9 protein-coding genes and 1 pseudogene are annotated in these 11,979 nt (G+C 62.7%); 7 read left to right on the top strand and 3 right to left on the bottom strand.

The features are described 5' to 3' along the window. Positions 1–101: 101 nt before the first annotated feature. The gene (locus tag AC1DVH_RS19650; RefSeq protein ID WP_007987445.1) at positions 102–791 is read right to left on the bottom strand and encodes a GntR family transcriptional regulator; all 690 of its coding nucleotides are present in this window, start codon (positions 789–791) and stop codon (positions 102–104) included. A gap of 140 nt (positions 792–931) precedes the next feature. Between AC1DVH_RS19650 and AC1DVH_RS19645 the strand changes: the two genes are divergently transcribed. The 7 genes from AC1DVH_RS19645 to AC1DVH_RS19615 all read left to right on the top strand — a co-directional run bounded on the left by AC1DVH_RS19645 (position 932) and on the right by AC1DVH_RS19615 (position 8,302). Continuing rightward, complete coding sequence (locus AC1DVH_RS19645; protein WP_477755208.1) at positions 932–2,017, top strand: ABC transporter ATP-binding protein; 1,086 nt, start codon at positions 932–934, stop codon at positions 2,015–2,017. A 1-nt stretch (position 2,018) separates the two neighbouring features. After that, positions 2,019–2,936 (top strand): ABC transporter permease, encoded by a 918-nt coding sequence (locus AC1DVH_RS19640; protein WP_477755207.1) that lies wholly within the window; start codon positions 2,019–2,021, stop codon positions 2,934–2,936. Then, positions 2,933–3,721: an ABC transporter permease gene (locus AC1DVH_RS19635; protein ID WP_007995935.1), complete on the top strand. Its 789-nt coding sequence runs from the start codon at positions 2,933–2,935 to the stop codon at positions 3,719–3,721. Before AC1DVH_RS19640 ends, AC1DVH_RS19635 begins: the two co-directional genes overlap by 4 nt. Positions 3,722–3,737: 16 nt before the next feature. Continuing rightward, positions 3,738–4,790: an extracellular solute-binding protein gene (locus AC1DVH_RS19630; RefSeq protein WP_477755206.1), complete on the top strand. Its 1,053-nt coding sequence runs from the start codon at positions 3,738–3,740 to the stop codon at positions 4,788–4,790. 156 nt (positions 4,791–4,946) lie between these two features. Then, positions 4,947–6,143 carry an amidohydrolase family protein gene (locus AC1DVH_RS19625; RefSeq protein ID WP_477755205.1) on the top strand — a complete coding sequence of 399 codons (1,197 nt, stop codon included), beginning with the start codon at positions 4,947–4,949 and terminating at the stop codon, positions 6,141–6,143. Further along, complete coding sequence (locus AC1DVH_RS19620; protein ID WP_477755204.1) at positions 6,140–7,627, top strand: amidohydrolase family protein; 1,488 nt, start codon at positions 6,140–6,142, stop codon at positions 7,625–7,627. Before AC1DVH_RS19625 ends, AC1DVH_RS19620 begins: the two co-directional genes overlap by 4 nt. Before the next feature lie 12 nt (positions 7,628–7,639). Then, complete coding sequence (locus AC1DVH_RS19615; RefSeq protein WP_477755203.1) at positions 7,640–8,302, top strand: flavin reductase family protein; 663 nt, start codon at positions 7,640–7,642, stop codon at positions 8,300–8,302. Between the two features lie 133 nt (positions 8,303–8,435). On the opposite strand, the gene AC1DVH_RS19610 is transcribed toward AC1DVH_RS19615, so the two are convergent. After that, complete coding sequence (locus AC1DVH_RS19610; RefSeq protein ID WP_477755202.1) at positions 8,436–11,534, bottom strand: error-prone DNA polymerase; 3,099 nt, start codon at positions 11,532–11,534, stop codon at positions 8,436–8,438. Next, positions 11,510–11,979: pseudogene (locus AC1DVH_RS19605) on the bottom strand (Y-family DNA polymerase); the annotation flags it as partial. The pseudogene AC1DVH_RS19605 and the gene AC1DVH_RS19610, both read right to left, overlap by 25 nt.

The raw sequence follows: 11,979 nt of genomic DNA, 5'->3' as shown, positions 1-11,979 counted from the left end.
ATAACAACGGTACAGTCGACATGGATGTCGTCTGACGCACCGCTATCGTCGGAACGCCGCCCGGACCTGGCTCGCTCCTACAGTTTGGTGTTCAGAGGGGTCTACACCTCAATCAGGTGCTTTAGCGGGTTGTAACTGCTTTTCAGGGTTGCCGCGACATCCAGAATGGCCTTCTCGATGCCATTCAAGTGCATGCAGGTCAGCTCGATGGCCGCGCTCTGGTTGCCCGCCTCGATGTACTCGATCAGCCGCAGGTGTTCGTCGTCGCGGCAGGCCTCGTGACTGTCGTCATCCAGTGCGGCGGCATACAGCGACGCCCGGGAAATCAGCTTTTGGAACCAGTCGAGCAACACCGGGTTGTTCAGGCTGCGGGCCAGCTTGATGTGGAACTCGCCGAGCAGGTGAATCAGCCGTTCGTGATCACCGCTCTGATGCGCTTCATCTTCCAGCAGCAAATGATCGCGCAGGTCCTGGGTCACCGCTGTATCACGCCGACGGCACAGTTCGCTGACGATACCGATCTCGATCAAACGCCGGGTTTCGAACAACGAGCGGATCTCTTCGTCACTCGGCAACGACACCGATGCACCTTTATTGGGCTCGGTGGTGACCAGTCCATCGGCCTCCAATTGCTTGAGCGCGGCCCGAACGGACGTGCGGCTGACATTGAAAAGCTCGGCCAGTGAGGCTTCGCCGAGTTTCATGCCCGGACGCAACGAGCGTTTGCTGATCGCCTCGTAAACCCCTTGGTAGACGCGGTCGACCGTGGTTTCCAGTTTCTTTTCCGTCATTCATCAACTCCTCGCGCCCTGTGCAACCAACCCTGGCGAGTGAACAGCCTTTGAAAAAGGGGCTTGCACGGGCAGATTAATCCGGGTATTTCTAAATTGCATCCAGATTTTGCATACAATAATTAGAGGAATGCACCATAATGGGTCATCCAACAGCAATCGAAGTGCGAAACGTCTCAAAGCGATATTCCGACGATCCGGGGCTGGCACCCGCCCTCGATAACGTCTCGGTCGACATTGCCGACAACGAATTCTTCACCCTGCTCGGCCCCTCCGGCTGCGGCAAAACCACCTTGCTGCGCACCATTGCCGGCTTCGAGCACGTCAGCGACGGTGTGATTCGCCTCGCGGGCGAGCCGGTCAACGATTTGCCGCCGTTCAAGCGTCGGGTCAACACGGTGTTCCAGAGTTACGCGCTGTTTCCGCACATGAGTGTTGCGCAGAATATCGCCTTCGGCCTCGAGATGCAGGGCCTTGATCGCAAGCTGATTGCGCAGCGTGTCGAGGAAATGCTCGCGCTGGTGCAAATGCAGCACCTGGCCAGGCGCAAACCGGCCGAACTGTCCGGCGGGCAACAGCAACGGGTGGCTCTGGCCCGGGCCCTGGCACCGAAACCCAAAGTGCTGTTGCTGGATGAACCGCTGTCGGCCCTGGACCTCAAGCTGCGCAAGGAAATGCAGGTCGAACTCAAGCGTGTGCAGAAAGAAGCCGGGATCACCTTTATTTTCGTCACCCACGATCAGGAAGAGGCGCTGACCCTGTCCGATCGCATTGCCGTGATGTCCGCCGGCAAGATCCTGCAAATCGGCACGCCCAACGAGATCTACGAACGGCCGCAACACCAGTTCGTCGCGCAATTCATCGGCGACATCAACTTCCTCCCCGGCCACATCAAGCGCGGCCAGCAGAACGAAAAGCTCTTCGTGCCCAACGGCATGCCCGTGGAAATCCCCTGCCTGGCCCAGGGCTTTGACGGCAGCAAGGTGCAACTGGCGTTCCGCCCCGAGCGTTCGCAACTGGTCGAGCCGACGCAGCCCCATCACCTGCGCGGCGTGATCGAAGCCGTGCTGTATGTCGGCACGGCCACGCTCTACCAATGCCGCCTGAACAACGACATCAAGGTCATGCTGCGCGAGAACAACGAAGGCCTGAACCACGGCCGGGTGGTGGGTGATCGCGTCGCGGTCAACCTGCCGCCACACGCCTGCCTGTTGATGGAGGCCTGAGATGAGCGTCAGCAGCACTTCTCCAGCCCTCAACCGTGCGCTGCTGCTCAGCCCGGTGCTCCTGACCCTGCTGGCCCTGATCGCCATTCCGCTGGGCATCATGGGCTACATCAGCCTGTTGCCACGCAACGTCTATGGTGGCGTCGACTGGCAGGCCAACTGGCAATTGCAAAGTTACGTTCAGCTGTTTTTCCAGGAAGGTTTCGACGGTGAACTGGAACTGAACTGGGTCTACGCCCAGGCACTGATCCGCTCGGTGTTTCAGGCCGGTGGCACCACGGTCCTGTGTTTCCTGTTCGGCTTCCCGGTGGCGCTGTGGATGTCGAGCCTGACGCCCCGCCGACGCAACCTGATGGTGTTGCTGATCACCATCCCGTTCTGGACCAACCTGCTGATCCGCAACTATGCGTGGCTGATCATCCTGCGCGAACACGGCTGGATTGCCCAGAGCCTCAACGCGCTGTTGCCGCAAGCCGGGGGCATCACCCTGCTCTACAACGACTTCGCGGTCAGCGTCGGCCTGGTCTACAGCTTCCTGCCGTTCATGATCCTGCCGATCTACTCGACCCTGGAAAAACTCGACTGGCGCCTGGTGGAAGCCGCCTACGACCTGGGTGCCAACCGCTGGCACGCGTTGCGCCGGATCATCCTGCCGCTGTCGATGCCGGGCGTGATCGCAGGTGCCTTGCTGGTGTTCGTACCGAGCCTGGGTGCCTTCATTACCCCGGCGATCCTCGGCGGCGGCAAGACGCTGATGATCGGCAACCTGATCCAGCAGCAATTCGGCACCGCGCGCAACTGGCCGCTGGGCAGTTCGCTGTCGTTCCTGTTGCTGGGGATCATGTTGCTGTCCCTGGTGCTCTACGCCCTCTATAGCCGCAATACCGCCAAGACCCAACGCCCAGGAGCCCAAGCATGATCGCCCTGCACCTGAAGAAACTGCCCCTGACCCGTGAAGTCAGCCTGCTGATGCTGGCCTATCTGTACCTGCCGATTTTCGTGCTGATCGCCTACAGCTTCAACGCCAACCGCTCGGCGACGGTGTGGACCGAGTTCTCGTTCGCCTGGTACGGACGCATCCTGGCCAACCCATCGATCCAGACCGCGGCGCTGAACTCGATCATCGTCGCCAGCATCGCCACGGTCTGTGCCACAGCCATTGCATTGCTCGCGGCATTGGCGACTTATCGGCCGTTCTACGGGCAGAAAATGGTCGAGGGCGGAATCAACCTGCCGCTGATCCTGCCGGAGATCGTCACCGCCGTCGCCACCCTGCTGCTGTTCATGGCGCTGGGGATCAAGCTCGGTTTGCTGACGGTCATCGTCGCCCACATCGGCTTCTGCATTCCCTTCGCTTACCTGCCAATCCGTGCGCGGCTCAACGACCTGGACAAGAGCCTGCTGGAAGCGGCGAACGACCTGTATGCCAACCCCTGGCAGGTGTTTCGCCGGGTGACCCTGCCGCTGCTGTGGCCGGCGGTGCTGTCCGGTTCGGTGTTGGCGTTCGTGGTCAGTCTCGACGATTTCATCATGACCTTCTTCGTCGCAGGTCCCGGTTCGACCACCTTGCCGGTGTACATCTTCTCGGCCATCAAGGCCGGCGTSACGCCGGAGATCAACGCGATCTCGACCCTGATGCTGGTGATTTCCATCGTGCTGGTGGTGCTGGCCTTCTGGCTGGGACAGCGCGGCAAACAACAATGAGCCTGGAGCGTTAACAATGATCCTGAAAAGCATGCGTTACGGCGTCGCCGGTCTGGCCCTCAGTTGCTTCACCGTTTTCACCGCCCAGGCCGCCGAGCCCAAGGAACTGTTCTTCTACAACTGGACCGACTACTACCCGGTCGACCTGCTGGCCAAGTTCGAAAAGGAGACCGGGATCAAGGTCACCATGGACGGCTACGACAGCAACGAAACCCTGCTGGCCAAGTTACAGGCCGGTGGTGCGGCGTACGACGTGATCGTGCCATCGCAATCGATCATGCGCACCCTGATCAATCAAGACCTGCTGCTGGAAATCGACGCCTCGGCCCTGCCCAACTTCCAGTACGTCAAACCGGCGTTCCGCGACCCGAGCTTCGACCCCGGTCGCAAGTTCTCGGCGCCGTACCTGTGGGGCACCACCGGGTTCTCCTATGACAGCGCCCGGGTGCCCGGCGGCAAGCTCGACGACTCGTGGAAAGAGTTCTTCGAGCCGCGCAAGGAACTGCAAGGCCAGCTCGCCGCCCTCGACACCTCCAGCAGTGTGATCAACGCCGCCAGCCACTACCTGAATGTCGACGAATGCAGCGAAAACCCGCAGGACGCCAAGCGCATCCTCGAACTGCTGCAAAAACAGAAACCCTTCCTGAAGATGTACAGCTCGGACAACACCGTCGACCGCATGGCCTCCGGTGAAGTGATCATGATGCAGAACTGGAACGGTTCTACAGCGCGGGCCACCTTGCAGAAGAGCACCATCAAGTACGTGTATCCGAAGGAAGGCCTGGCGATGTTCCAGGACAACTTCGCCGTACCGAAAAGCGCACCACACCCCGGCAACGCGAAGATCTTCATCGACTGGATGATGAAACCGGAAAACGCCGCCGCCGTGTCCAACGCCATCGCCTACGCCAACGGCATCCAGAGCGACAAGCTGATCGACGCCAAGTGGCGAGTGATGGACGCCATCAACATGCCCGACGAGTTCGCCTCGCGCCTGCGCCCGGAAAAGGAATGCAGCAACAAGGCGCGGGAACTGCAGGACCGGATCTGGGCCAAGCTCAAGGGCTGATTGCCTGACTTGAAACCGAGTCGTGGCCTTCGCAGGCAAGCCAGCTCCCACAGTGATTTGTGCTGATCACACATTTTGTGAACACCCCCAAACCCTGTGGGAGCGAGCTTGCTCGCGATGGGGCCCGCCAAGACACCACTGAATTTGAGGTTTGCAATGAGTCAACCCCGCTGGCTGCGCAACGTGCGCCCCTACGGCTCAACCGCCGAAGACCTGCTGATCGAAAACGGCTGCTTCAGCCAACGCCGCCCGGCCTCGACCACCGAGCTGCTCGCCACCGACATCGACGGCCAGAACCAGTTGCTCACCCCCGCCCTGGTGGAAAGCCACGTGCACCTGGACAAAACCCTCTGGGGTCAACCCTGGTGCCCCAACAGCGCCGGCCCGACCCTCAAGGACTACATTGCCAACGAACGGCGCATCCTGCGCGAAGTCACCACACCGATTGCGCAACGGGCCGGTACCCTGCTGGAAAACTGCATTGCCCGTGGCTCGCTGACCATGCGTTGCCACGTCGACATCGATCCGGAGTTCGGCCTGCATCATGTCGAGGCCATGCAGCAACTGCGCGAAAAATACCGCGACCTGATCGACCTGCAACTGGTGGTGTTCCCGCAGACCGGCCTGATCAGTCGCCCCGGCACCGCCGAACTGATGCGCGAAGCCATGGCCCTGGGTGTGGAAAACGTCGGTGGACTGGACCCGTGCGGCATCGACAACGACCCCATCGCACAACTGGATTTCGTCTTCAAACTGGCCAGCGAGTTCGACCGGGGCGTCGACATTCACCTGCATGACAAGGGTGAGCTGGGCCTGTGGCAGATCGCGCTGATCGCCGACTACACCAAGCGCTACGGCCGCCAGGGCCGGGTGATGATCAGCCACGCGTATTGCCTGGGGATGTTGCCGTGGAGCCAGGTCAAACCGGTGGCCGAGCGCCTGGCGGCGCTGGGTATTTCGCTGATGAGCTCGGCCCCGGCCGATTGCGCGGTGCCGCCATTCATGGCCTTGCGCGAAACCGGCGTGAATGTGTGCCTGGGCTCGGACGGCATTCGTGATGCCTGGTCGCCCATGGGCAACGGCGACATGCTGGAACGGGCGATGTTGCTGGCGTTCCGTTTCGATTTGAACAAGGACGAAGAACTGGCGGCGGCGTTCGAAGCGGCGACCGTCAACGGCGCCCAGGCGCTGGGTTGCGAAGCCAATCGCCTGGAGATCGGCCAGCCGGCGGACTTCCTGCTGATGCCGGTGCAAACGCTGGGCGAAGCCGTGGTTTCGCGACCGCTGCGTCAGGTCTATCGCGCAGGTCGGTTAATTGCTACGGGTGGCCGTTTGCTGGAAAGCCGTCTGTGAAGCGCATCGGCTTGCGGGCCAGTTGCGTAGTCGGCTTCGACGGCACGCAGCATGTGCTGTGGCGCGACGGCGAAGTGGTGTTCACAGGCTCGCGCATCGAGTTTGTCGGGCGCGGTTATCCGGGGCCGGTGGATCGGTGGATCGATTACGGCAACGCGTTGATCGGCCCCGGCTTCATCGATCTGGATGCCTTGGGCGATCTCGATTCCACGGTGCTGACCCTGGATAACGGCGACGAGCGCGCCATGGGCCGAATGTGGTCGGCGCAGTATCTGGCGCGTGGATCGCGGGAAAGCTACAGCCCCGAAGAGGAAGTCTTCAAATACCGCTACGCCTTCACCCAGCTGATCCGCAACGGCATAACCACCGCCATGCCGATCACCTCGATGTACTACCGCGAATGGGCCGAGACCTATGACGAATTTGCAGCGGTAGCCGGTGTGGTGGCCGAGTTGGGGCTACGCACTTACCTCGGCCCTTGCTACATGAGCGGCATGAGTTACTGGCGCACCGATGGAACCCTTGCGCACCACTGGGACGAAGCCCGGGGCATGGCCGGCCTCGATGCCGCCGAACGGTTTTTCCGGGATTTCGACGGTGCGAACAGCGGTCTGATTCGCGGCGCGCTGCTGCCCGATCGCATCCAGACCYGTACCCCGGCGCTGCTGCAACGCACCGCCGCGCTGAGTCGGGAACTGAACGCACCGATGCGCTTGCACTGCTGCCAGGGCCTCGGCGAGGTGACGATGGTCGAGCAACTGCGCGGCACCTCGTCATTGGGCTGGTTGCAGCAGCTTGGGCTTTTGACCCCGCGCAGCCTGCTGCCCCACGGCATCTACACCCGAGGCGATGACGACCTGCAACGGCTGGTGGATGGCGGTGCGAGCCTGGTGCATTGCCCCGTGGTGTTCGCCCGGGACGGCGAGGCGCTGAATTCGTTTGGCCGCTATCGGGCCAAGGGCATCAACTTCGCCCTGGGCACCGACACCTGGCCGGCGGACTTGCTGGACAACATGCGCCAGGGATTGAACATCGCTCGCCTGATGGAGGGTGGCAACGAGCTGACCAGCACGCTGGACCTATACAACGCCGCGACCCTCGGCGGTGCCAAGGCACTGGGCCGCAACGATCTCGGCCGCCTGGCACCGGGCTGCAAGGCCGACATCACCGTGTTCAATCTGCGCGGGATGCACCTGGGACCTCTCTTCGATCCGTTGAAAAATCTGGTGCTGGCCGGGCGCGGTGATGACTGCATCGCCAGCTACATCGACGGCCGTTGCGTGATGCAGGACGGCCAGGTCGAGGGCGTCGACTACCCCGCCCTGCAACGCCAGGCCCAACGCCAATTCGAAAAACTGATGCGCAGCCACAGTGACCGGGCCTTTGGCCAACCGGACTGGAAGAGCCTGTTTCAGCCCGCCATCCCGTTCGCCGACGACTACAGCGCACATTCGCCACTGAGCGCGATTGATCCACCTCTCTAGAGATTTCTGCCCATGCAAAGCTTCGACTTCAGCGCATTGAGCCCACGGGACAAGTACAAGATCCTGATCGGCAGCGTCGTGCCACGRCCGATYGCCCTGGTCACCACCGTCGAYGGYGAAGGCCGGGTCAACGCGGCGCCGTTCAGCTTCTTCAATGCGCTGTCGGCCGATCCRCCCATCCTCGCCCTGGGCGTGGAAAACTACGGCGACCAAAGCCCCAAGGACACCACCCGCAACATTCAGCTCAACCAGGAATTCACCGTGAACATCGTCAGCGATGCCCTGGTGGAAGCCATGAACGTCTGCGCCGTGCCCTTCGCCCCCGGCTTCGATGAACTGACCGCCGCCGGCCTCACCGCCATCCCCGGCACCACGGTCAAATGCCCGCGCATCGGCGAAGCCCCGGTGGCGCTGGAGTGCCGGCGGATGATGGCCCTGTCCATCGGCCAATCCCGGGAGATCATCTTCGGTGAAGTGCTGATGGCCCATGTGCGGGACGAACTGATCGACCCGAAAACCCTGTACATCGATCAACTGGGGCTCGACGCCATCGGACGCATGGGTGGGCATGGCTATGCGCGCACGCGGGATTACTTCGATCTGCCGACACGGTCGTTACAGGCGTGGACGGATGCACCGGGCGGTGGGGAGCGGTTTTGGCCGCTGACCAAGTAGCACGCAATGACACAACCCTGTAGGAGCGAGCCTGCTCGCGATGGTGGATAACGATAACGCGGGCTTTCTGAATGATCGCGGCGCTCTCAAGTCCATCGCGAGCAGGCTCGCTCCTACAGGGGGAGTGCATGTGTCAGTGGAAATCCCGACTGCGCACAGTAATGCCATCCAACAACGCACTCAGATCACTCAACCGCCCGGCAATCAGATGCCGCACCTCGCCCTCCTTCTCCCAGCGGCCATCGACCTTGAGCAACTGCGAGCCGACCAACACCTGGCGCTGCCGCTCGGCCAGGTCGCGCCACACCACCACGTTGACGTTGCCGAACTCGTCCTCAAGGGTGACGAAGGTCACGCCGCTGGCGGTGGCTGGGCGTTGTCGGCCGGTGACCAGCCCGGCGATGCTGACCGGYCGACCGTGCTCGACGTCCAGTAATTCCTTCGAACTGCGGCAGCGTCGCGCCTTCAACTCMCCGCGTAACAGGGCCAACGGATGCGGCCCGAGGGTGGTGCCGACACTGGCGTAATCGGCTTGCAGGTCCTCACCCACGGTGGGCTTGGGCAACGCCACCGCGTCCTCCTCCTGGCTCGGCAGGCCGGCAAACAAACCCAGCTGCTTTTGTACCCCGGCCACTTCCCAGCGCGCCCGATGGCGATCACCGGCCAGGCCACGCAACGCGCCGGCATCGGCCAGTTGYTCCTGGGCGCGGGCATCGAGTCGTGCCCGTTCGCCGAGGTCGACGAGGTCGGCAAACGCGCCTTTGGAGCGTGCCGCCACGATGCGTCGGGCATCGTCCTCGCGAAACCCCTTGATCATACGCAGGCCCAGGCGAATCGCCGGTTGCGCACCGGCGATCGGCTCCAGGCTGCAATCCCAGTCACTGGCGCGCACGTCCACCGGGCGAACCTGCAAATGATGACGCCGGACGTCCTGCAGAATCTGGTCCGGGCTGTAGAACCCCATGGGCCAGCTGTTGATCAGCGCACAGGCGAAGGCCGCCGGCTCGTGGCATTTCAACCAGCAACTGGCGTACGTCAGCAAGGCAAAACTGGCCGCGTGGGACTCGGGAAAGCCGTAGCTGCCAAACCCCTTGATCTGCTCGAAGATCTGCGCGGCAAACTCGGCGGTGTAGCCGTTTTTCTTCATCCCGGCGGCCAGCCGTTCCTTGTGCGGTTCGAGCCCGCCGTGGCGTTTCCACGCGGCCATGGAGCGGCGTAGCTGGTCGGCCTCGCCGGGGCTGTAGTCGGCGGCGACGATGGCGATCTGCATGACCTGTTCCTGAAACAGCGGCACACCAAGGGTGCGCTTGAGCACCACTTCCAGTTCCGGCGACGGATAGGCCTCCGGTTCTTCCTTGTTCCGTCGCCGCAGGTACGGGTGCACCATGCCGCCCTGGATCGGCCCCGGCCGAACGATGGCGACCTCGATCACCAGATCGTAAAACGTCTTCGGCCTGAGCCTGGGCAGCATCGACATCTGCGCCCGGGACTCGATCTGGAACACGCCGATGGTGTCGGCCCGACCGATCATTTCGTAGGTGGCCGCATCTTCGGACGGGATGCTCGCCAGGCTCAGGTCCAGACCCCGGTGCCGGCGCAGCAGATCGAAACATCGGCGAATCGCACTGAGCATGCCCAGCGCCAGGATATCGACCTTGAGCAAACCGACCGCATCGAGATCATCCTTGTCCCATTGGATGATGGTGCGTTCGGCCATGGCGGCATTTTCCACCGGTACCAGACTGTCCAGCGGCTGCTCGGAAATCACGAAACCGCCGGGGTGCTGGGACAAATGCCGGGGGAAGCCGATCAGTTGCCCTGTCAGGCGGAGCACCCGGTGCAGCATCGGGCTCTCGGGGTCGAACCCGCCCTCGCGCAGACGCTCCACGGGCGGTGTCTCATCGCTCCAGTGACCGCAGCAATCGGCCAGGGCGTTGATCTGGTCCGGCGGCAAGCCCAATGCCTTGGCCACATCCCGTACCGCACCGGCGGCGTGGTAAGTGCTGACCACTGCCGTCAACGCGGCCCGGGCCCGGCCATAACGCTGGAACACGTACTGCAAGACTTCCTCGCGGCGTTCATGCTCGAAATCGACGTCGATGTCCGGCGGTTCGTTACGCTCTTTGGAGAGAAAACGCTCGAACAACAGCGTGGTGCGATCCGGATCAATTTCAGTGATGCCCAGGGCAAAACACACCGCCGAGTTGGCGGCCGAGCCGCGCCCCTGACAAAGAATGTGCTGGGTGCGGGCGAAGCGGACGATGTCGTGGACCGTCAGGAAATAGCTTTCATAGCCCAGCTCCGCGATCAGTTGCAGCTCCTTGTCGATCTGCACCAGCACTTCGCTTTTCGGCCCTTTTGGCCAACGCCACTCGATGCCTTCCGCGGTCAAATGACGCAGCCACGAGGTGGCCGAGTGCCCTTGCGGCACCAGTTCGCGGGGGTACTGGTAACGCAACTGGCCAAGTTCAAAGGTGCAGCGCCGGGCGATGTTCAGCGTTTCCGCGAGCAAGTCTGGCGGATAAAGCGCCTGCAACACATCGAGACCGCGCAGATGGCGTTCGCCGTTGGGATGCAGGCGCAACCCGGCATCGGCCACCGGCAGGTGATGACGGATCGCGGTCATGGTGTCCTGCAAGGCGCGCCGGCCGCGCGCGTGCATGTGCACATCGCCGCAAGCGACCGCAGGAATACGCAACTCCCTGGCCAGGGTCAGCAGATCGTCCAGGCGCCGGGCATCATCCTGACCGCAATGCAACTGCACAGCCAGCCACAGTCGCTCGGCGAAGACCTGCTTGAGCCAGCGGCCCTGTTCAAAGGCATCGACAGCGTCCGGCACCCACAACGCCAGCAATCCCGGCAAGGGTTCACTGAAGTCTTCGCGCAGCACCTGATACTGGCCTTTCTGCGTGCGGCGCCGGGCGCGGGTGATCAATCGGCACAGCGCCTGATAGCCCTCGAGGCTCTCCACCAGCAGCACCAGCTTCGGACCGTTCTCGATGCGTATTTCACTGCCGATGATCAGCGGCAACTCCACGGACTTCGCCGCCTGCCAGGCGCGAACGATGCCCGCCAGGGTGCATTCGTCGGTGATCGCCAGGGCTTGATAACCCTGCTTTTTCGCGCGCTGGAACAGCTCGAGGGCACTGGAGGCACCGCGCTGGAAGCTGAAGTTCGACAGGCAGTGCAGTTCGGCATAGTCGATGCTCATGCGAACCACCCCTGCAACCACAACGGGCCGTCCTCACCGACCGCCCGGTAGGCCCAGCCCTGTTGGCCGGCACGGGTTTCGATCAGGTAATAGTCACGGCGTACGTCGTCGCCGTCCCACCAGCCGGACTCGATACGCTCCGGCCCCATGAGGATGCGCGCCGAGCCCTGATGCACGGCCAACGGTTCAGTCAGCAACCAGCCCGGCCGTTTCACTGCCGCCGGCACCGCGCAGGGCTGGCTGTCGGCACTGGCCTGCCACGCACACTCGGGGCGGTGATCGGCCTGGAAGCGCAAGCCGTGCACCGCGTCATCTCCCAGCCGTGCACGCAGGCGTTCGCGCAGTTGCTCCCAGGGCAAGGACTGCTGCGGGCGATCGTCGAACAGTTCCTGATGCTGGGGCACAAAGGTCGGCAGGTCTTCGGCACGCAGGCGAAAACGCAGGTCTTCGGCACGCAGGCGAAAAC

The organism is Pseudomonas sp. P4_C3 (assembly GCF_056402075.1).
Note: the sequence above shows the minus strand (reverse complement) of the source record. Positions and strands in the feature narration are given on the sequence as shown.

Bases quoted from the DNA above. Each gene is read 5' to 3' on its own strand.
- AC1DVH_RS19650 (WP_007987445.1), bottom strand. From the start codon at position 791: ATGACGGAAAAGAAACTGGAAACCACGGTCGACCGCGTCTACCAAGGG.
- AC1DVH_RS19645 (WP_477755208.1), top strand. From the start codon at position 932: ATGGGTCATCCAACAGCAATCGAAGTGCGAAACGTCTCAAAGCGATAT.
- AC1DVH_RS19640 (WP_477755207.1), top strand. From the start codon at position 2,019: ATGAGCGTCAGCAGCACTTCTCCAGCCCTCAACCGTGCGCTGCTGCTC.
- AC1DVH_RS19630 (WP_477755206.1), top strand. From the start codon at position 3,738: ATGATCCTGAAAAGCATGCGTTACGGCGTCGCCGGTCTGGCCCTCAGT.
- AC1DVH_RS19625 (WP_477755205.1), top strand. From the start codon at position 4,947: ATGAGTCAACCCCGCTGGCTGCGCAACGTGCGCCCCTACGGCTCAACC.